The following is a 19,737-nucleotide window of genomic DNA, read 5'->3' on the forward strand; positions in this document are numbered from 1 at the left end:
GGGACGCGATACCGGAGAGGTCGGCTGGTGTCGTTCTCGCCCGACATCGAAAGGCGGTCTCGTCGGACTACTCCGCCGAGAGCGTCCACCCGCCGTCAGCCTGAACGTTCAGGTAATAGATACCGTCGAGCCGTTCGGAGGTCGACGCCTCGGTACTCCCGATTTCGTTTATCAAGATGCGGTCGTCCAGCGTGTCGCCCTCGACGGCGTACGCCTCGACGATGAAGTTCCGCTCACCCTCGTGCGTCCCCGAGACTTCAGTCACGCCGCTGAACGCGTACGGTCCCTCGTACTGGTTGCCCGACCCGGACAGGTCGACGGGAGCGTCCTCCGCCCCATCAGTCCCTGGCTGCGCGAGTTCGATGGTCCACTCACCGTCCGCGTCGACGTTGAGTTGGTACGGCCCGCTCCCGAGGCGGTTCGCCTGCCCTCCCTCGACCGCACCGATTTCGTTGACGAGGATGCGGTCGTCCAGTTCGTCGCCCTCGACGGCGAGCGCTTCGGCGATAAAGTTTCGCTCCCCGTCGTGCGTGAAGTCGACGGTCACAACCCCACCCGACACCTCGAACTCGTCACTCGTGTCGGTGCCAGAGCCCTCGAACGAGTACGACTCGCCGGCGGACGAACCGGAACCGTCAAGGTCGGAGTCGTTCTCTGTGTCGTCTCCGGTATCGTCCCCGGTGTCGTTATTCCCGTTTCCGGTGCCGAGTGTCCCGTCCTCGGAGACGCCCGAGGACTGGTTCGTCTCCCCGTCGTCGCCACCCGATTCGTTCCCCTCCGTCGACTCCGCACACCCGGCGAGCGGGAGAAGTGCGGTCGAGCCGGCTAGCGCCAGATAATACCGTCTTGTCAGTGACGTTTCCACACCAGAGTTAATTACTGTCTGGTAATAAATATACAGTGACAATAAATATCGCGGGACAGCCGTTCCGTCCGGTGTCTCCGGCTTACCGCTCCTCGGCGCTCACCTCGTACGCGCCGTCGGAACAGCGGACGACGAGCATGGTCGTCCGCATCGCGGGGTCGGCACCCGTCGCGCTCCCCGGGTTCAGCAGTCGGAGGTCGTCCAGTCGCTCGTCGGTGAGCTGGTGGGTGTGTCCGCTGACGCCGACGACGGGGCCGTCGTGGTCGTCGGCCTCGGCGCGGACGACGCCCTCGACGCGCTCGCGGTAGGTGTCGAGGGCACCCGTCCCGTGGGTGACGACGAACCGGACGCCGTCGAGGTCGACCGACGCCACCTCCGGGAGGTCGCCGTCGGCCATCGGGGGGTCCATGTTCCCCCGGACGGCCGTCAGTTCGGCGGCGAGGTCGACGACCGTCTCGTACGCCTCCCGGGAGTCGAAGTCGCCGGCGTGAATCGTGTGGTCGGCCGCCCGCACCTCGTCTCGCACCCACGCCGGAATCCCCACCGCCCGCGAGGGGACGTGGGTGTCGCTGATGATGGCAACGCGCATGGCCGACCCGTCGGCGGGGAACGGTATAAGCGTCCCGCGGTCCCACACGCCTGCGAGTGCCATGGACGAGACCCACGTCGTCACCTGCTTCCTGCGCGAGGGGAGTGACGTCCTCCTGCTCCGGCGGAGCGACGCCGTCGGGTCGTACTCGGGGCTGTGGGGGGCGGTCGCCGGCCACGCCGAGAGTGACCCCGACGCGCTCGCGCGCGAGGAGATAGCCGAGGAGACGGGGCTGCTCGACGGCTGTGCATTCGTCCGCCGGGGCGACCCCGTGGAGGTGCCGGACGACGCCCTCGGCGTACGCTGGGTGGTCCACCCCTACCTGTTCGACTGCGACTCGCGCGCCGTCGAGACGAACGACGAGAGCGTCGCCCACGAGTGGGTCCCGCCGACGGAGATACGCGAGCGCGAGACGGTACCCGACCTCTGGCGGTCGTACGCCGCGGTCGCGCCCACCGTCGAGCGCGTCGCCGAGGACCGCACCCACGGCGCGGCGTACCTCTCGCTGCGCGCGCTCGAAGTCCTCCGGGACCGGGCGGCGGAGGGTGAAGCGTGGGCCGACCTCGCCGACCTCGCCCGCGACCTGCGAACCGCTCGACCGAGTATGCCGGTCGTGGCCGCCCGAATCGACCGGGCGATGGCCGGCGCGCTCGACGAGGCGGACGGAGAAGCGGAGCCGGCCACCGTCGCGGAACACGCGCAGACCGGCATCGACCGGGCACTCTCGGCCGACGCACTGGCCGCCGAGGCAGTCGTTGCTACCCTCTCCGACCTCGTGGAGGCGGACCGCGCTCCTCGAGTCCTCACCTGCTCGCGGTCGGGGACGGTCCGCGAGGCGCTCGCGGGCGCCGACCTCGACCGGGTCTTCGTCGCCGAGTCGCGCCCCGGGGGCGAGGGCGTCGGGGTGGCCGAGACGCTCGCCGAGGACGTGGACGTGACGCTCCTCCCGGACGCCGCCGTCGCGCAGGCGCTCGCCGACGAGGGCGTCGACGCCGTCCTCGTCGGGGCCGACGCGGTGCTCTCGGACGGCCGGGTCGTGAACAAGGTCGGGACGCGCGCGGCGGCGCTCGCGGCGCACGAGGTCGGTGTCCCCACCTACGCCGTCGCCGCCGCGGACAAGGTGAGTCCGACGACCGACGCACACCTCGAGAAGCGGGAGCGGGAGGCCGTCTACGGGGGCGATGCCCCGCTGTCGGTCTACGCACCCACCTTCGACGTGACGCCCGCGGAGCGAGTGACGCTCGTGACGGAGGACGGCCCGCAGTCGGTCGAGGACGTCCGTGCGCAGGCGGCGGCCGCCCGCGACCGGGCGCGGTGGGTCGAGCGGGCGTAGGACCGAAACGTCGAAGCGTGGCGTTCTTCATTCGTGGAGCAGAACGGACACGCGGTGGCGATGATGAGGGTTACCCCCACTCAGCCCCTTGTGATGACGAACTCACGCTGAGCCACCATCCGATTCAGACAGTCATATGCGACCGCGCCCTGAGCCACGCGTATGCACGCCGCAGTCCACGACTCCGTCTCGGTCGTCTTCGAACCCGACCTGCTCTGCTCGTACCTCCGCGAACGCGACATCGAGGCCTCGCGGTTCGACTCCAGTCGGACGGACGAGTACGACCTCGTCGTCTCCTTCCACCCCGACGAGACGTTCTTCGACGTGCCGTGGGTCCACGGCGTCCGCGCCGGCTACGACGAGTTCCCCGTCGAGCGCTACGCCGAGGAGGGCGTGACGTTCACCAACAGCACCGGCATCCACGGGACGACCATCGGCGAGACGGTGGCGGGGATGATGCTCTCGTTCGCCCGGCGCCTGCACGTCTACCGCGACCACCAGGGGCGGGGCGAGTGGGCGCGTGAACCGTACGAGGCACCCTTCACGCTCGACGGCGAGCGCCTGTGTGTCGTCGGGCTCGGGACGCTCGGCCAGGGTATCGCCCGACGGGCGGCCGGCCTCGGTATGGAAGTGGTCGGCGTCCGCCGGTCGACCGACCCCGTCCCGGGCGTCGACCGGGTGTACCACACTGAGGACCTCCACGACGCCATCGCGGACGCGCGGTTCGTCGCCCTCGCCGTCCCGCTGACGGAGGCGACCGAGGGCCTGTTCGGGCCCGAGGAGTTCGACGGCATGCGCGAGGACGCCTACCTGCTGAACGTCGCGCGAGGCGGCGTCGTCGAGCAGGACGCGCTGGTGTCGGCGCTCGAATCGGGTGCCCTCGCGGGCGCCGGCCTCGACGTGTTCGACCCCGAACCGCTCCCCGAGTCGTCGCCGCTGTGGGGGATGGAGGAAGTCATCGTGACGCCCCACGTCGGGGCGATGACGAACCGCTACCACGCCGACGTCGGCGACCTGGTCGTCGAGAACGTCGAGCGGACGGAACGCGAGGAAGAACTGGTCAACCGCATCGTCTAGCCCGGCGCGTCAGTCGTCGGAGACCGCCCGGACCGCCGACCGCCGCGCGGGGGGACTGCTCGCGTGGGCGTCGGCGACCGATTGCAGCGACCCGACCACGTCGACCATGTCGGGGTGGTCGAGGTGGCGGCAGGCCCGCTCGCTCAGGTCGTCGACGGTCGTCGCGCTCGCCACCTCGTCGCGCAGGGCCTGCCACTCCTCGTGGCGGACGACGACGCAGACGGGTATCTCCGCGACGTCGAGGTGCTGCGCGAACCAGAGGCGGTGGCGGCCGTTGTGCTGTATCACCTCGCCGTCGCGGCCGATGTCGACCTGTATCTCGGCCAGCCAGTCGAAGACCGTGACGTCGTCCGTGTCGGCGAAGAACATCGACTCGTTGGCGACGGGGCGGAACCGGTCGACGAGCGAGTCGTGGTCGCTCGCGGCCGCCTCCTCGAACGAGGTGTCGAGGATGTCACGCGCGGAGCGGTAGCCGTCGTCCCGGATGCTCTCGTACACCTCGTCGAGGGACTCGACCCACGCCCAGACGTCCTCGCCGGTCGCGAACCGCCAGCGCTCCTCGCCCGCGAGTACCCGCTGGACGAGTCCCACGTCCTCCCAGTCGCGGCCCTCCTCGTACCGGGCGGCGAGCGCCTCCCAGATGTAGTCGAACTTCTCGGCGAGCGGTTCGGACTCGACGTCCCAGTCGCCGCCGCGGACGGCGCCGAACTTCCGGAAACAAAAGCGCGTCTCGAAGGGGGAGGAGCGGGTGATACGCGAGGGGTCGACGTACCGCAGCGCCCGGGGGTCCGCGGCCGCGTCGACGCCGCACCGGTTCCGCCAGACGGTGTACTCGTACCACTGCCGGTCGGTCAGGACGGCGCGCTCCAGCGCGAACACCGCGTGTTCGAGGCTGAAGGCCGCCTGGTCCCGTGTCTTCGAGACCACCCGTTCGAGGCCACCCTCCCGGTAGTGTTCGAAGACATTCTTTAGTACCATATAGACACAATAGATAGATAGACACGTAGTTATGTCTATGCTAGACAACGTCCGACGACCCACGTCCCGGTGTGTTGTATCTGATATGACACCATTGCGTGAGACACGACACGGAGTCGAATCCCCTCCACGGGGCTCGGTGGACGCGGCCGTCGAGTGGTAGACGGACGGTACCGGTCGGTTAGTCGATAACTAGAGCGACGGTCACTCAGAGGCTTCCCCGGACCTGTCCGACGAGGTCGTTCAGTCCGATGTCGAAGCGCTGTTCGAGCGCGAACATGACGAGTGCGTAGACGACCACGCCGGTGAGGACCGTCGCGACGAACCCGACGAACATCCCCGCCGTCTCGGTGACCGCCCGACGGGCGAACAGTGCGCAGCCGCCCATGACGACGCTCCCGAACGCCGGGAACACGATGGGGGCAGCGAGCGAGCGCAGGTCGTCGTCGACGATGCGGAGGGCCAGCCACGCCGCGACGGGGAGACCGACCGCGCTCGTCACGAGGACCGCGAGCGACGTCCCCGGGAGGCCGAACGCGGTGGTCAGCGGGTAGATGGCGACCGCCAGGACGGCCAGTCGGAGGGCGTGGAGTTTCGCGCCGTAGTCCGGGCGGCCGACCGCGTTGAACAGCGGCGAGGTACACGTCCGGACCGACCGCAGGAGACCGAAGCCGGCGAGTATCTGCATGGGGACGATCATCGCCTCCCAGCCGTCGCCGAGGAACACGGGGACGAAGACGGGCGCGACGACGGCGATGCCGACGCCGACCGGCAGCGAGACGAGCGAGGAGAGCCGCAGCACGCGGTAGAACCCCTCGCGCAGGGCGGCCGTGTCGTCCTGCACCTTCGAGTAGGCGGGCATGGCGACCCGCGAGATGGTGTGTGAGATCTCCGTGGCGGGGGCGTTCGAGAGCTGGTAGGCGAGCTGGTAGGCACCGAGGGCGCCCGAGCCGAGGACGCGACCGACGAAGATGTCGTCGCCCTCGCTGTAGAGGAACGACACCATCGAGGAGCCGAGAATCCACTTCCCGTAGCCGATGATCTCGCCCGCGTACGTGCGGTTGAACCGCGGCCAGGGGCGATAGTCGTGGATGGCGTAGGAGGTGAGCATCCGGACCACGTTACCGGCGATGAACCCGACGGCGAGCGCCCACACCGTCGCCTCGACGAACAGCGCGTAGCCGATGGACACCACGACGCGGGGGAGCGTCCCGCTGAGCGAGAAGACGAACTGTTTGTGGAACGCGAGGTCCTTCTCGAAGTAGACCCGCCCCGGGTTGTAGAGCGTCTCGAAGAGCGTCGCGATGGCGAGGACGCGCAACAGCAGTTCCGCCTGCGGTTCGTCGAAGAACGGGGCGACGAACGGCGCCGAGAGGTAGGCCACCGCCGCGATGGCGATTCCTCGAAGTATCTGGAGGGTGAACGCCGTGTCGAGGTAGGCGTCGACGTTCTCGTCCTTTCGCTGGATGAGGGCCGTGTCCAGGCCGAGGCGCGAGAACCGCTTGAACGCGGAGAGCGCGATCATGGCGATACCGAACAGCCCGAAGTCCGCCGGCGAGAGCAGGCGCGCCATCACGACGAGCATCACCGTCTCCAGCACGCGGTTGCCGCCGTTGGTGAACGCGACCCACAACCCGCTGACGACCGTCCGCGAGGTGAGGTCGCCGTCGGGCGAGAGCGACCGCTTGAGCAGCCTGAGGAGTCGCCTCATCGACGAGAGGAGACGAACGGACGTCGGCCGCCGGACCCGCGGAACGAGTCCCTCGGGAAGGACGACGCAGGAGGGAGGGACGAGTCCGTAGGGGAACGATGCGGTACTGTCACAGTCATACGTCTCCATACGGGAGGAATACTATTTCGATACTGTCCGTCTACCCCGTCGGTCCGCCGGGAATGGCGGTGGCTACTTCCGGCGAGGTGGGACGTGAATCGAAGAGAGGGCGCGACGCAGACCACTCGAAAAAGCCGGTGACAGAGACGGTGTCGTCCGGACGTCCGGTCCGCGTCGGGTCGCTACAGGTCGTACAGGTCGCCGTACTTCCCCTCCACGTAGTCGAGGAAGTAGTCGGCCGTGTACGCCTCGCCGGTCGCCTCGCGGACGAGGTCGGGCGTGGTGTAGCGCTGGCCGTGGCGGTGGACGTGCTCGCGGAGCCAGTCGCGCAGGGTGTCGAAGTCCCCCTCGCGGACCTGCGCCTCGACGTCGCCGACGTCGCGCTCCGCCGCCGCGAACAGCTGGGCGGCGAGGACGCTCCCGAGCGAGTACGTCGGGAAGTAGCCGAAGTTCGCGTGCGCCCAGTGGATGTCCTGAAGGCACCCCTCGGCGTCGGTCTCGGGTCGCACCCCGAGGTACGACTCCATCTTGTCGTTCCACGCCTCGGGGACGTCCGCGACGGCCAGGTCGCCGCTGACGAGGGCGCGCTCTATCTCGAACCGGAGGATGATGTGGAGGTGGTAGGTGAGTTCGTCCGCCTCCACCCGAATCAGGTTGTCCGGGTAGACGCGGTTGGCCGCCTCGAACAGCTCCCCGGACGAGACGTCGCCGAGGTGGTCGCTCACGACCGGCGCGAGCAGGTCCCAGAACGCCCGCGTCCGGCCGACGTGGTTCTCCCAGAGGCGCGACTGCGACTCGTGGACCGTGAGGTCGCGCGACCGACCGAGGGGCGTGCCGTACGCCTCGTCGGGGAGGCCGAGCTGGTAGGTGGCGTGGCCGAACTCGTGGACGACGGCGGTGAGCGCGTCCATCGGCTCGTCGGGCTTGAAGCGCGTCGTCACGCGGGCGTCGAACTGCGTCCCGGACATGAAGGGGTGGGGGGCGGTGTCGAGGCGGCCGCGCTCCCACGGGTAGCCGAGCGTGTCGAGCACGTCGCGTGCCAGCGCCATCTGCGTCTCGTCGTCGTAGGTGCCCGAGAAGGGCGACTCGAAGGAGACGTCGCTCGCCTCGACCGCCTCGATGAGCGGGACGAGTCGCTCGCGGAGGCGTTCGAGCACGCGCTCGGCCGTCTCCAGGTCGAGGTACGGTTCGTAGTCGGCGAACAGCACCGCGTAGGGGTCGGCGTCGGGGTCGATGTGCGCGGCGTACTCGCGTTTGAGTTCCACGAGGCGTTCGAGCGTCGGCGCGAAGTGCTCGAAGTCGTCCTCGTCCTTCGCCCGCTGCCAGACCGACAGCGCCTCGCTCGTCGCCTCGGATATCTCCTCGACCAGGTCGGCGGGGACGCTCGCCGCGCGGTCGTGTTCGCGCCGGAGTTCGCGGACGACCGCCCGCCGGTCGTCGTCGAGGTCCGTCGACTCGAGCGCGTCGAGGTGGGTGGCCATCCCCTCGTCGGTGAGCAGTTCGTGCGAGAGCGCGGAGAGCGTCGAGAGCTGTTTCGACCGGGCCGGCGTCCCCCCCTCGGGCATCATCACCTGCTGGTCCCACGAGAGGACCCCGCCCGCGGTCTGGAGGTTCGAGATGCGGCGGACCCGCGTCAGGAAGTCGTCGTACTGCGACGGCTGGTCAGTCGCCATACGTGACGCCTAGCCAGCTCGTACCATCAACCTGCTGAATAGTCCGGCGCGACGAGCGCGACGTAGAGGCCGACGCAGCCCCCGAGGGCGAACAGGAGGCCCGCCGCGAGCGCGTACGGTGAGACGGCGTAGAGCGCGACGAACGCGCCGGTCCCGAGCGCGAACAGCGAGGCCAGCGCCGCGACGGCGCGCAGCGCCGGGGAGAGCGGGTCGGACATCGACCCCCACCACGGGGGGCGGGGGCGAGAACGCTTCGGTCGGTCAGCGCGACGCCGCCCGCTCCGTGATTCCCCGGTACGCCGCGTAACAGCGGTCGAGGACCGCGAGCGAGACGCTCTCACCGGCCGTGTGTGCCTCGCCCGGTTCGGCGGCCCCACAGACGACGCAGGCGGTGCCCGCCTGCGCGAGCCACCCGGCGTCGGTCGCGTGGGGCTTGGCGACGCGCTCGCCCGCGCCGTCTTGCACCGCGCGCACGGCGTCGAGGGCGGCCGCCGCGAACGCCTCGTCGGAGCAGGCCATCGGCGGGAGGTCCTGCTCGACGCGCCACTCGACGTCCTCGCTCGCGGCGGCGGCGAGGTCGGCGCGCTCCCCGGGGACGGTCCGCTCGTCTATCGTCACGGTACAGCGCTCGGGGACGACGTTCCACCCGCTCCCGCCCTCGATTTCGGTGACGACGACGCTCCCCGCGAGGTCGGTCCCGAGGACCGTCGCGCTCGGCGCCGCCAGGTCGCGCACCACGTCGACGGCGTCGAGCGCGCGGTAGACCGCGTTCTCGCCGGCGTCCGGTTCGCTCGCGTGGGCGGCCGTCCCGTGCGCGACGAGCGTGCTCGCGCGCCGCCCCTTGTGCGCGACGGCGACGTCCGTCACGCCCGGCGAGGAGTAGCCCGTCGACCCCTCACCCACGACGGCGTAGTCGGGCGCGAAACCCCGGTCGATGGCCCGGCGGGCGCCGACGCCGCCGACCTCCTCGCCGGCGAACGACGCGAGGGTACAGGGGGCGTCGGTGTCGCGGAACGCGCAGCACAGCGCGGCGAGCGACCCCTTCATGTCCGCGCTCCCGCGCCCGTGGAGGCGACCGTCGCACTCCTCGACGACGTAGTCGTCGCCGTCGACCTGCGCCTCGTCCGGCGCCACCACGTCGTGGTGGCCGACGAGCGCTATTCCTCCCTCGACCGCCCACGGACTGTCGTGTTCGCACTCGTCACGGCGGGCGACGACGCCGGCGTCGGTGTGGGCGACCGTCGCGTCGGTGTGCTCGCGGAGCCACCGTGCGATGGCGTTGCCGGCGGCCGTCTCGTCGTCGTGGCTCGGGACGGCCACGAGGTCGCGGGCGAGCGCGCGAACGTCGGGCGTCTCGGGGACGTCCGGAGTCGGCTCCATGGGTCGGAGGAGCGTCCGCCGGCGCGTAAGGCTTCGCGTGTTGAACACGCTTATACGGCGTGCCGGCGGACTCCTCCCCATGAATGTCGTTCCGGACACGAGCGTGGTCGTCGACGGCCGCGTGTCCGAGCGGGTCGAGAGCGGCGCGTTCGCCGACGCCGCGATTTACGTCCCGGAGGCGGTGGTGAGCGAACTGGAGTCGCAGGCCAACAGCGACCGCGAGATCGGCTGGCAGGGCCTCCAGGAACTCCAGCGACTCACCGAGTTCGCCGACGAGGGACGCATCCAGCTCGAATACGTCGGTCGGCGACCGAACGAGGAGGAGATACGCCGCGCGAGCGCGGGCGAGATAGACGCCATCATCCGCGACGTGGCGAGCGAGTACGACGCCACCTTCGTCACCAGCGACATCGTCCAGGGCGAGGTGGCGAAGGCGAAGGGACTCGACGTCGAGTACCTCGAACCGTACGACTCGGAGGTCGAGGAGCTCTCCATCCAGCCGTACTTCGACGAGGGGACGATGAGCGTCCACCTGAAGACGGGGATGGTGCCGATGGCCAAGCGCGGCACGGTCGGCGAGATGCGCTACGAACCCATCGGCGAGACGGAACTGGACGACGAGACGATGCGCGAGTACGTCCACGACGTCACGAACGCCGCCTCCAGTTCCGACGAGGGCTTCACCGAACTCTCGGAACCGGGGATGCAGATCATCCAGTTCCGCAACTACCGCATCGCCATCGCCCAGCCGCCGTTCAGCGACGGGGTCGAGATAACCGCCGTCCGACCCATCGCCAAGACGACGATGGCCGACTACAGCTACGCCGAGGAGGTCGAAGAGCGCCTGCTCGACCGGCAGCGCGGCGTCCTCATCGCCGGCGCGCCCGGTGCCGGGAAGTCCACGTTCGCGCAGGCCGTCGCGGAGTTCCTCGCGGACGCCGACTACTCCGTGAAGACGATGGAGAAACCCCGCGACCTGCAGGTCGGCCCGGACATCACCCAGTACACCGAACTCGACGGGCAGATGGAGAAGACGGCCGACGCCCTGCTGATGGTCCGGCCCGACTACACCATCTACGACGAGGTCCGGAAGACCAGCGACTTCCGCACCTTCTCGGACATGCGGCTGGCCGGGGTGGGGATGGTCGGCGTCGTCCACGCCACGCGCGCCATCGACGCCCTCCAGCGCCTCGTCGGCCGCGTCGAACTGGGCATGATTCCGCAGGTGGTCGACACCGTCGCCTACGTCGAGGCGGGCGACCTCACGACGGTCTACGACGTGAAGACGGAGGTGAAGGTGCCCGCCGGCCTGATGGAGGAGGACCTCGCCCGACCCGTCATCGTCGTCAGCGACCACGAGACCGGCACGCCGGAGTACGAGATATACACCTTCAACCGGCAGGTCGTCACCGTCCCCATCGGCGAGGAGGGCGGCGAGCGCGAGACGGGCGTCGGCCGCATCGCCAAACAGGAGATAGAGCGCGAGATTCGCGCCGTCGCCCGCGGGCACGTCCAGGTCGAACTCCAGGGACAGAACCGCGCGGTCGTCTACGTCGAGGACGACGACATCTCCTACGTCATCGGGAAGGGCGGCGGGCGCATCTCCCAGATAGAGGACGACCTCGGCATCAACATCGACGTGCGCACGCTCGACGAGCGCCCCCAGCGCAGCACCGGCGGGGGCGCTGGCGGCGGGAGCGCGAGTGCGAGCGGCGGGAGTCAGCGACAGCAGGGGGAGGTCGTCACCCCCGAGATAACCGCCCGGCACATCATCGTCCCCCTCGACGGGTACGCCGGCGAGACCGTCGAGGTCCGCGCCGGCGGGGAGTACCTCTTCACCGCGACGGTCTCGCGCGGCGGCGAGATTCAGGTCTCGCGGGGGAGCGCCATCGCCGAGGAGATGGAACGGGCCATCGACGACGGCAAGCAACTCACGGTCCTCGCGTCCTGACTCAGAACGACGAGGCGGGCCGCCCCGCGCGGTCGATGACGGCGTCGGAGATTTCGATGGGGCATTCGAGGCGTAACGCGAGCGCGATGGCGTCGCTCGGCCGGGCGTCGAACGAGAGGTCGCGGCGCTCGCCGTCGCGGTACTGTTCGGCGTCGATCTTCGCGTAGAACGTCGCGTCGGCGAGGTCGTCGATGCGGACGCGGTCGACGGCGCCGCCGAGTTCCATCACCATCTCCACCAGCAGGTCGTGTGTGAGCGGTCGCTCGAAGCTCTCGCCGTCGATGGCGAGTTGCATCGACTGCGCCTGGTCGTCGCTGACGAAGATGGGGACGACACGGTCGTCCGCGTCGAGGAGCACCACGGGCGTTCGATGACCGTCCTCGCTCACACTCACCCCCACTCCACGCACCGTGGCAGTCGTTGGCATGTCATCCACTTCACGATGCTGGTATGAAAAGCTACCCTCACGGGGAACGTACAGTTCTCCCGAACGACCGGACATGAGCGAATCCACCTACACCGTGGCCGTGAAGCCCTCTGCACGTCGCCGGAGCGCCGCGGCGGGCCGGTGGGTGAACGACCGCGGTCCCCGCAGACGGTTCGAGACGAAGGCGCTCGCGCGCCAGTGGGCACGCGAACTGAGCACGCACAGCGTGACGCTCTGGGTACAGGACGCCGCGCCGAACGACCCCGCGCCGGTCGACGGCTACCTCGTCGCGCGTCGCGGTCCCTCCCGGGAGTCGACGACGGGAGGCGAGCAAGCGACGTTCCCACACAGCCACAACGGCTTTTGACAGTGAGTTGTTACCGGTTCGCATGGGCACGTACATGGCGCTCGTCGACGTGCGCGACACGGTCCAGAACGTCCAGAAACTCGCCAGCGTCTGGGGCGACGTGCGAAACGAGATACACGACCTCGACGGCGAACTCCTGGACGCCTACGCCGTCCTCGGCGAGCACGACTACCTCGTGCTGTTCGAGGCGCCCAACCGCGAGCAGGCGCTCAAGATGTCGCTCGTCGTCGAGCGCCGGGGGCTCGACATGCAGACGATGGAGATAATCCCCGTCGAGCGCTTCGGGGAACTGGTCGAGGACTTCTGATCACCGCCCGGGTCGCCGGTCGTGCCAGGGACGCTCGCGCTCGTAGGCGGCGCTGGCGGCGAGGAGCGTCGCCTCGGCGTGGCGCGGGCCGGCGAGTTGGAAGCCGACCGGGAGGCCGTCGTCGGTCCAGCCCGCCGGGAGCGAGGCGGCCGGGTGGCCGGTCATGTTGAACGCCTGCGTCAGGTACCAGCCGGTGTAGGGGTCGACCGACTCGCCGGCTATCGTCTCGGGGCCGAACTCGGTCTTCGGGAACGGCGGGACCGCGAGCGTCGGGCAGGCGAGCAGGTCGTACTCCGCGAACACCGCCTCGAACGCGTCGAAGACGGCCGTCCGAGCCGCGTTCGCGGCACACAGCGAGACGGCGTCGTGCTCGCGCCCGCGGCGGACCATCGGTGCGAGGACGCCGCTCAGTTCCTCCAGGTGGTCACCCAGGTCGACGCCGAAGGCCGCCTCCGAGTTCGCCACCAGGGCCGCCACCTTCGCCTGGAACATCGTGAGCGACCCGGCGCGAGCGTCGTCCCAGAGGGGTGCGAGGTCCGGGTCGGCTCGCTCGACGGTCGCACCCGCGTCCGCGAGCGCCGCGACGGCCTCGTCGACGAGCGTCTCGACGCGCTCGTCGACCGGGAAGACGCCGTCGAGCGTCGGCGAGTAGGCGACGCGCAGGTCGTCGACCCCCTCGTCGAGCGCCGCGACGAACGACCCCTGGGGGGCAGGGACGGAGAAGGGGTCCGCGGTGTGGGGGCCGGCCGTCACGTCGAGGAAGCACGCCGCGTCCTCGACGGTGCGCGCGAGCGGCCCGGTGCAGGTGAACGGGAGGACGTCGGCGAGCGCGTCGGGGCGGGTGTGACGCGGGACGAGGCCGAACGTCGGCTTGAGACCGTAGAGGCCGCAGGCGCTCGCGGGGATGCGCACCGACCCGCCGGCGTCGGTGCCCTGCGCCAGCGGCACCAGCCCGTCGGCGACGGCCGCCGCCGACCCGCCGGAGGAGCCGCCGGCGGTGCGCTCGGGCCCGTACGGCGTCCCCGTCGGGCCGAACAGCGCGTTGTCCGTGGTGGCCACGTGACCGAACTCCGAGGTGTTGGTCTTCCCGAGGACGATGGCGCCCGCCGCCCGCAGGCGCTCGACCACCGGGTCGTCACGGTCGGGGACGTGTTCGGCGAGCGGCGCGGAGCCGTACGTCGTCCGCACCCCCGCGACCGGCGTGAGGTCCTTGATGCCGACGGGGACGCCGTGGAGCGGGCCGAGCGACTCGCCGCGCGCGGCGGCCCGGTCGGCCTCGGCGGCGGCCGCGCGCGCCGCCTCGGCGCGGGCGGTGACGAAAGCGGTGGTGCGGTCGTTGCGCGCGTCGATGGCGTCGAGACACGCCTCGACGAGCGTCGACGCCGAGAGGTCGCCCGACCGGAGGCGGCGGGCGAGCGTCGTCGCCGACGAGAACGTCAGGTCCTCGGTCATGCCTGCCCGTGTGCGCCACGGTACCAAAAGCGTACGCGATGGCGCGACGAACGGGGGGCTTTTGCCTCCCCGGCACCGACACGGTGTATGCGCTACGGCGAGAACGGTATCTCACGAAAGCGGGCGGCGCTCGCCATCTCGCCCTTCCTCTTCCTGGGGCTGTTCAACGTCGTCCTCCTCCTCACGTGGGGGCTCGAACCCCTCTGGGCGTTCATGATCCTCCCGCCCATCCTCTTCGTCTCGGTCATCGGCTGGTTCGCCTTCCGCGGCGGCCTGGTCCAACCCGAGGGCCCCGACGGCGAAGACCCGGAACCGGACCGGGCCTGAATCGTCAGTCCACGGTCTCGGTCCGTCGGAGTTCCACGCCCGACCAGAGGCTCACCCCCGCGAAGAGCGCCACGAGGGCGTAGAACGGGTCGAATCGGAGCGGGCCGGCGGCGACGACGTACTCCCCCGGCGCGACGAACACGAGCGTCAACGCCACGCCGACAGCGCCCACGAGGACCATCTGCCACTCGTAGAACCGTCGCCAGCCGTCCATGCGCGAGGTTCAGTTGCCGTGTACCCAAAGATGTTCGGGCGTCTCGGAGACGCACCTCGTGAGACGTGAGTGCGGGAGAAACGCCTCGCTGGGGAGTGAGTTCGACAGAAGCGCCGAGGGTGAGATTTGAACCCCGGTCGCTCGCTCGCGCTCGCTCCCTGCTTCAAATCTCACGGGGCCGTTCCCCGGACTCGAGAATCGCTCGGCGATGAAACGCCTCGCTGGGGAGTGAGTTCGACAGAAGCGCCGAGGGTGAGATTTGAACTCACGTGTCCGTGAGGACAGCAGATTTCGAATCTGCCGCCTTGGCCGGGCTAGGCTACCTCGGCTCAGCAGCGACTACCCCCGCGGAGGTTTAGTCGGTTTCGGTTCGGGAGCACCGCGCCGACAGTCCTAAACGCACACGGGTCAGCGTTCCGACATGGACATCGACGAGGCACGCGACGCCTGCGACGCCGTCTCGGACGCCGTGCTGTCGGCGGTCATCGCCGACCGGTCGTTCCTCGACCACCTCCTGCTGGGCGTGCTGGCGCGCGGGCACGTCCTCATCGAGGACGTGCCGGGGACGGGCAAGACGCTGACCGCACGGTCGGTGGCGCGGGCGCTCGGCCTCTCGTTCTCTCGCGTGCAGTTCACCCCCGACCTCCTCCCCTCGGACGTGACCGGCACGCACGTCTTCGACGAACGCGAGCGGGCGTTCGAGTTCCAGGAGGGACCCGTCTTCGCCAACGTCGTGCTGGCCGACGAGATAAATCGCGCGCCGCCGAAGACCCAGTCCGCCCTCCTCGAGGCGATGGAGGAACGGCAGGTGACCGTCGACGGCGAGACCCATCCCCTCCCGGACCCCTTCGTCGTCATCGCCACGCAGAACCCCGTCGAGCAGGAGGGCACCTTCCCCCTCCCCGAGGCGCAGGTCGACCGGTTCGTGGCGAAGACGACGCTCGGCTACCCCGACACGGAGGGCGAGATAGAGCTCCTGCGCCGCCGTGCGGCCCGCGAGCGGCGCAGTCCCGACGTCGAACCCGTCCTCGACCCGGACGCCGTCCGGGCGCTCCGGCGCGTCCCCGAGACGGTGCGCGTCGAGGAGGACCTCTTCGCGTACATGGTCGCGCTGGCGCAGGCCACACGCGAGGACCGGCGGGTCCGCGTCGGCGTCTCGCCCCGGGGGACCCAGCGGCTGTTCGAGGCCGCCCGCGCGCACGCCGTCCTCGGCGGCCGGGCGTTCGTCACGCCGGACGACGTCAAGCGGGTCGCCCGACCGGTCCTCGCGCACCGACTGGTGCTGACGCCGGACGCGCGCGTGGAGGACGTCGAGAAGTCGGCCGTCGTCGAGAGCGCGCTCGACTCGACGCCCGTCCCGACGGTCTAGGTCACGTCCGGAGCGCCGTCGCGAGGACGAGCGCCCCGGCGAGCATCGCCACGAGCGCGGCGAGCGGTCGCCCGCCCGCGGACGCCCGAAACGCGAGGTAGCCGACGGCCGCCGCGACGCTCACCAGCCCCGCGGTGGTGGCGACGTGGACCGCGAACGGCCGCCCGGTGGCCGCGGGACGCCCGAGCGTCGCGGCGAGGTCGGCCGCCTGGACCGCCGCGTCCCACGCGACGACGCTCGCGGCCACCGAGAGGAGGACGACGGGCGGCGGCGCGCCGGCGACGCCGGCGAGGGCCGCCCCGGCGAACAGCGCCCCCGCCCCGAACGTCGCCAGCGACTCGGTGGCGCGGAGCGCCCCCAGCGCGAGCAGGACGACGCCGGCGGCGACGCCCACGAGCGCGGCGGGGAGCGCGACCAGCGGGAGCGCGGCGAGCGCCGCGAGGGCCGTCACGACGGCGACGGTCGACCCGGCGGGGCGACGCTCGAGGCTGAACCCGCTCACGCCGACCACCGCCGGGCGGCGTGCTCGACGGCCGCCCGGAACGAGCCGTCGCGCCAGTCGACGACCGGGAGGCCCGCCTCGCGGAGCGTCGACGCGCGCAGCGAGCGTTCGAGGCGCGCCAGTCGCTCGCCGGTGGAGTCGGCCGCCGTCGGGTCGGGGCTGACGACCGTCACCGGGTGGCCGGCGGCGTCGAGGCGGCGGGCCGCGCGGAGCGCGTAGTCGTCCGTCAGCGGCGTGCAGAACACGACCTGTGCCCCCGCCGGGAGGCGTCGGCGCAGGCGGGCGAGGCGGAGTGTCGGGAAGAACGGGTCGTCCGGAGCGACCGGCGAGAAGGCGGGGTGCGTCGCCAGGTGGTCGCGCGCGCGGACGCGGTGGTCCGCACCGGTGGCCGGTTCGAGCCAGCACGGCGTCGGGCCGAGCGCCGCGAGGCCGACCCGGTCGCCCGCGTCCAGTCGCCCCCGGAGGACGCTCCCCGCGGCCTCGATGCCGCGTTCGAGCGCGGGCGGGTCGTCCGCGGTCGGCGCCACGTACGCCGCCTCGCGCGCGTCGACGACGACGCAGACCGTCGCCGAGCGCTCGCGGTGGAACTCGACGGTCCGGAGGTCGCCGGTCCGCGCGGTGCGCGACCACGCGATGCGGGCGAGCGGGTCACCCCGGCGATACTCCCGGACGGAGTGGAAGGCGAGGCCCGCGCCGCCCTCGCCGGTGGTCGTCTCGCCGGTGACGCCCGTGGCGGTGGCGCGAAGCGGGAGCGCGACGGGGGCCGGGAGTGGCGGGCGACAGACGAGTTGCGCGGCCGATTCGACCGCGACTTCGACCCGCCGTTCGGCCGCGCCGGTCGGGTCGCGCGCGACGGCGACCGCGTCGTCGAACTCGTGACGGCCGCGCTGTGCGGTGAGGGTGTAGGTGAAGGAGGTCGAGCGGCCGGGGCGGAGCGCCGTCCCGTGGCGGGCGCTCCCGCCCTCGACGGTGAGCGCGGTCGGCACGCCGTCGAGCAGGCGGAGGTCGGCGAGCGCGTCGCCCGCGTTGGTCACGCGCACCTCGACCTCGACGGTCCCCCCCGGGTCGGGCGCGTCGTCGGAGAGCGTCCGCTCGACGGTCAGGTCGACGGCGGGCGGCGTCGCTCCCCGGACGACGGCGGCGAGGACGAGGGGGACGGCGGCCGCGAGCAGGAGGCCCGGCCGCGCCGCGAGCGCGCCGACCCCGGCGAAGAGGAACGTCACGGCGGTCAGGCCGCGCCAGCGGCCGGTCCGGCGCGTGAGGGGGAACTCGGGTGCCACCTACCGGCCCTCCGAGGCTCGGCGGTCGAGGGCGGCGACGACGTGATGAACCCCCCGACGGAACGCGGAGTCCTCCGAGAGCACGGCGCGGAGGCGTGCGGCGAGCGAGCGGTCGACCGACAGTTCGTCGGCGAAGAACGCCGCCGCGACGGGGTCGTCGGTCCACGACCCGTCGGCCAGACGCGCGTCGGCCTCGCTCGGCGAGAGGCCGTCGTAGCGGGCGAGGACCGCCCGCGCGGTGGTCCTGAGGTGGTCGCGTATCGCGTCGCGGTCGGTCACCCCGCCGACGGCGGCGTGGATGGTGGCGTTCGCGAGTCGGTCGTCGAAGTCGGCACCGGGGACCGTCGCCGACCGGCGGCGCTCGGGGACTGGCAGCGCGGGCGGCTCGGGGCGCGACCGACGCGCCATCGCGCCGGAGACGCCCGCGAGCAGGGCGAGCGCGCCGAGCGCCAGCACGGCGGTACCGGGGAGCGGGAGGCCGATGGCGACGGAGGGGACGGCCGCGAGCGTCAGTCCCGAGAGGGCGAGGAGCGCACCGAGGAGCGCGAGACGGCGCATCATCGACCCTCCGCGCCCGCGTACTCCCGTTCGATGCGTCTGAGGGCGGCGAGCGCGCGCTCCTCGCGGGTCGCGTCGACCTCGGCACCCCCGTAGCGCGTCACCTCGAACAGTGTCGTCAGTTCGGCCACGTCCTCGCGGGCCATCCCGGCGGCGACGGCCGCGTCGGCGAACTCGCCGGGCGTGCTCGTCTCCGGGTCGGCGACGTCGAGGTGGTCGGTCATCTCCCGCCAGGCGCGGTACACCGCGTTCGAGGCGTCCGCGTCGGCCGCGATGCGGTCGGCGGCCCGGCCCGCGGCGGCACCGACGGCACGCACGTCGGGTTCCGGCGGGGGCGTCCCCTCCTCGACGGACTTGGGGGCGTCGCCGTCGCCGGTGGCCCGGACGACGACGGCGACGACGCCGACGAGGGTGAGACAGAGCAGCGCGAGCAGCGCCGCGTCCGGACGCACCGCGACCGACGGGACGGTCCCGTCGCCGCCGCCCGGAAGGAGGCCGCCGCCGTCGTCGTCGCCGACCCCGACCGGTCCGGAGGCGTTGGTGACGTTCGCTCCGCCCGGGAGGAAGTCACCGACCGACAGCAGGTAGGAGACGACGAGGAGGGCGAACGCGACGGCGAGGATCATCAGTCCGAACTGGGTGAGCGCCCCGAGGCCCTCGCGGTAGGCGAGTATCGCGAGGGCGGCGACGGCCCCGACGAGGACCGCGACGAGCAGCGCCTGCAGGAACAGGGAGAGCGGTTCGAGGGTGGGGCCGTCCGACTCGGGCGGGTCGAGGGTGCCGCCACCGCCGCCGCCGAGCGCACCGCTCGCGGCGGAGTCGAGGGTGGCGGCGGCGGCGCCGAGGGCGAGGACCGCGAGGACCGCGAGGACCAGGGCGGTGGCGCGTTCTCCGTTCACACACACCGTTGCGTGTCGCTCGAAGTAAACCTTCGTCGATGCGTGGGGTTTCGTCGCTCGGTGGGGTCACTCCAGCAGGTCGACCGGGTCGGCGAGGTCAGCCGGCGCGTCGACGGGGCCGTTGACGAACAACCCGTGCCCCATGACCACCAGCGCGAGGAGGCAGGTGGCGATGACCGCCACCTCCATCGAGAGCGCCGTGGCGTACCCGACGGCGACGCCCGCCAGGAGGCTGGCGGCGATGCCCGCGAGGACGAGGTCGTAGTACTGCCAGGTGTAGCCCATGTCGACCCTCGGGGGGCGTCCCGGAAAAGTCCCTGGCCGAACGCCGGCCCAACCGTGAAGGGGAGCGCGGACG

General features: G+C 71.3%; 22 protein-coding genes and 1 tRNA gene. 7 read left to right on the forward strand and 16 right to left on the reverse strand.

All coding sequences use genetic code 11. The features are described 5' to 3' along the window. Positions 1-67: 67 nt before the first annotated feature. Both P1Y20_RS09355 and P1Y20_RS09360 read right to left on the reverse strand, forming a co-directional pair. Positions 68-865: a hypothetical protein gene (locus P1Y20_RS09355; RefSeq protein ID WP_304448398.1), complete on the reverse strand. Its 798-nt coding sequence runs from the start codon at positions 863-865 to the stop codon at positions 68-70. An 82-nt stretch (positions 866-947) separates the two neighbouring features. Further along, entirely contained in the window at positions 948-1,517 is a 570-nt protein-coding gene (locus P1Y20_RS09360) for a metallophosphoesterase family protein (RefSeq protein ID WP_368662144.1), read from the reverse strand. Here P1Y20_RS09360 and P1Y20_RS09365 point away from each other — a divergent pair. Then, the gene (locus P1Y20_RS09365) at positions 1,516-2,787 is read left to right on the forward strand and encodes an eIF2B alpha/beta/delta subunit family protein (RefSeq protein WP_304448399.1); all 1,272 of its coding nucleotides are present in this window, start codon (positions 1,516-1,518) and stop codon (positions 2,785-2,787) included. The genes P1Y20_RS09360 and P1Y20_RS09365 overlap by 2 nt on opposite strands. 162 nt (positions 2,788-2,949) lie before the next feature. Further along, complete coding sequence (gene ddh / locus P1Y20_RS09370; protein ID WP_304448400.1) at positions 2,950-3,864, forward strand: D-2-hydroxyacid dehydrogenase; 915 nt, start codon at positions 2,950-2,952, stop codon at positions 3,862-3,864. A gap of 9 nt (positions 3,865-3,873) precedes the next feature. On the opposite strand, the gene P1Y20_RS09375 is transcribed toward ddh, so the two are convergent. The 5 genes from P1Y20_RS09375 to P1Y20_RS09395 all read right to left on the reverse strand — a co-directional run bounded on the left by P1Y20_RS09375 (position 3,874) and on the right by P1Y20_RS09395 (position 9,726). Continuing rightward, complete coding sequence (locus tag P1Y20_RS09375) at positions 3,874-4,842, reverse strand: hypothetical protein (protein ID WP_304448401.1); 969 nt, start codon at positions 4,840-4,842, stop codon at positions 3,874-3,876. 208 nt (positions 4,843-5,050) lie between these two features. Then, on the reverse strand, positions 5,051-6,553 hold the full coding sequence (locus tag P1Y20_RS09380) for a lipopolysaccharide biosynthesis protein (protein ID WP_304448402.1): 1,503 nt from the start codon (positions 6,551-6,553) through the stop codon (positions 5,051-5,053). A 302-nt stretch (positions 6,554-6,855) separates the two neighbouring features. Next, entirely contained in the window at positions 6,856-8,346 is a 1,491-nt protein-coding gene (locus P1Y20_RS09385) for a carboxypeptidase M32 (RefSeq protein ID WP_304448403.1), read from the reverse strand. Between the two features lie 26 nt (positions 8,347-8,372). Continuing rightward, a complete protein-coding gene (locus P1Y20_RS09390; protein ID WP_304448404.1) occupies positions 8,373-8,564 on the reverse strand; it encodes a hypothetical protein in 192 nt (63 codons plus the stop codon). 43 nt (positions 8,565-8,607) lie between these two features. Beyond that, entirely contained in the window at positions 8,608-9,726 is a 1,119-nt protein-coding gene (locus P1Y20_RS09395) for a M20 family metallopeptidase (RefSeq protein WP_304448405.1), read from the reverse strand. Positions 9,727-9,805: 79 nt separating this feature from the next. Here P1Y20_RS09395 and P1Y20_RS09400 point away from each other — a divergent pair, with 79 nt between their 5' ends. After that, a complete protein-coding gene (locus P1Y20_RS09400) occupies positions 9,806-11,677 on the forward strand; it encodes a PINc/VapC family ATPase (RefSeq protein ID WP_304448406.1) in 1,872 nt (623 codons plus the stop codon). 1 nt (position 11,678) lies between these two features. Here the strand turns inward: P1Y20_RS09400 and P1Y20_RS09405 are convergent, their stop codons facing one another. Next, a complete protein-coding gene (locus P1Y20_RS09405) occupies positions 11,679-12,104 on the reverse strand; it encodes a bifunctional nuclease family protein (protein WP_304448407.1) in 426 nt (141 codons plus the stop codon). Between the two features lie 73 nt (positions 12,105-12,177). Here P1Y20_RS09405 and P1Y20_RS09410 point away from each other — a divergent pair, with 73 nt between their 5' ends. Then, positions 12,178-12,471, forward strand: coding sequence for a DUF8081 domain-containing protein (locus P1Y20_RS09410; RefSeq protein WP_304448408.1), 294 nt, complete (start codon positions 12,178-12,180; stop codon positions 12,469-12,471). 22 nt (positions 12,472-12,493) lie between these two features. After that, the gene (locus P1Y20_RS09415; protein WP_304448409.1) at positions 12,494-12,778 is read left to right on the forward strand and encodes a GYD domain-containing protein; all 285 of its coding nucleotides are present in this window, start codon (positions 12,494-12,496) and stop codon (positions 12,776-12,778) included. Here the strand turns inward: P1Y20_RS09415 and P1Y20_RS09420 are convergent, their stop codons facing one another. Continuing rightward, positions 12,779-14,230, reverse strand: coding sequence for an amidase (locus tag P1Y20_RS09420; protein ID WP_304448410.1), 1,452 nt, complete (start codon positions 14,228-14,230; stop codon positions 12,779-12,781). Between the two features lie 87 nt (positions 14,231-14,317). Between P1Y20_RS09420 and P1Y20_RS09425 the strand changes: the two genes are divergently transcribed. Further along, complete coding sequence (locus P1Y20_RS09425; protein WP_304448411.1) at positions 14,318-14,557, forward strand: DUF8142 family protein; 240 nt, start codon at positions 14,318-14,320, stop codon at positions 14,555-14,557. Between the two features lie 4 nt (positions 14,558-14,561). Here P1Y20_RS09425 and P1Y20_RS09430 read toward each other — a convergent pair whose 3' ends face one another. Both P1Y20_RS09430 and P1Y20_RS09435 read right to left on the reverse strand, forming a co-directional pair. After that, positions 14,562-14,771 carry a hypothetical protein gene (locus P1Y20_RS09430; RefSeq protein ID WP_304448412.1) on the reverse strand — a complete coding sequence of 70 codons (210 nt, stop codon included), beginning with the start codon at positions 14,769-14,771 and terminating at the stop codon, positions 14,562-14,564. Positions 14,772-15,015: 244 nt separating this feature from the next. Then, positions 15,016-15,100: transfer RNA gene (locus tag P1Y20_RS09435), tRNA-Ser, on the reverse strand. A 92-nt stretch (positions 15,101-15,192) separates the two neighbouring features. On the opposite strand from P1Y20_RS09435, the gene P1Y20_RS09440 reads away from it, so the two are divergent. After that, complete coding sequence (locus P1Y20_RS09440) at positions 15,193-16,140, forward strand: AAA family ATPase (protein WP_304448413.1); 948 nt, start codon at positions 15,193-15,195, stop codon at positions 16,138-16,140. 1 nt (position 16,141) lies between these two features. Here the strand turns inward: P1Y20_RS09440 and P1Y20_RS09445 are convergent, their stop codons facing one another. The 5 genes from P1Y20_RS09445 to P1Y20_RS09465 all read right to left on the reverse strand — a co-directional run bounded on the left by P1Y20_RS09445 (position 16,142) and on the right by P1Y20_RS09465 (position 19,664). Next, positions 16,142-16,642: a DUF7519 family protein gene (locus P1Y20_RS09445; RefSeq protein ID WP_304448414.1), complete on the reverse strand. Its 501-nt coding sequence runs from the start codon at positions 16,640-16,642 to the stop codon at positions 16,142-16,144. Further along, complete coding sequence (locus P1Y20_RS09450) at positions 16,639-17,922, reverse strand: DUF58 domain-containing protein (RefSeq protein ID WP_304448415.1); 1,284 nt, start codon at positions 17,920-17,922, stop codon at positions 16,639-16,641. Before P1Y20_RS09450 ends, P1Y20_RS09445 begins: the two co-directional genes overlap by 4 nt. Then, positions 17,923-18,483: a DUF7269 family protein gene (locus tag P1Y20_RS09455; protein ID WP_304448416.1), complete on the reverse strand. Its 561-nt coding sequence runs from the start codon at positions 18,481-18,483 to the stop codon at positions 17,923-17,925. Next, entirely contained in the window at positions 18,480-19,379 is a 900-nt protein-coding gene (locus P1Y20_RS09460) for a DUF4129 domain-containing protein (protein WP_304448417.1), read from the reverse strand. The genes P1Y20_RS09455 and P1Y20_RS09460 overlap by 4 nt, the downstream gene beginning before the upstream one ends. A gap of 66 nt (positions 19,380-19,445) precedes the next feature. Beyond that, positions 19,446-19,664 carry a DUF8015 family protein gene (locus P1Y20_RS09465; protein WP_304448418.1) on the reverse strand — a complete coding sequence of 73 codons (219 nt, stop codon included), beginning with the start codon at positions 19,662-19,664 and terminating at the stop codon, positions 19,446-19,448. Positions 19,665-19,737: the final 73 nt, after the last annotated feature.

This window comes from Halomarina ordinaria, assembly GCF_030553305.1.
Taxonomy (GTDB): domain Archaea; phylum Halobacteriota; class Halobacteria; order Halobacteriales; family Haloarculaceae; genus Halomarina; species Halomarina ordinaria.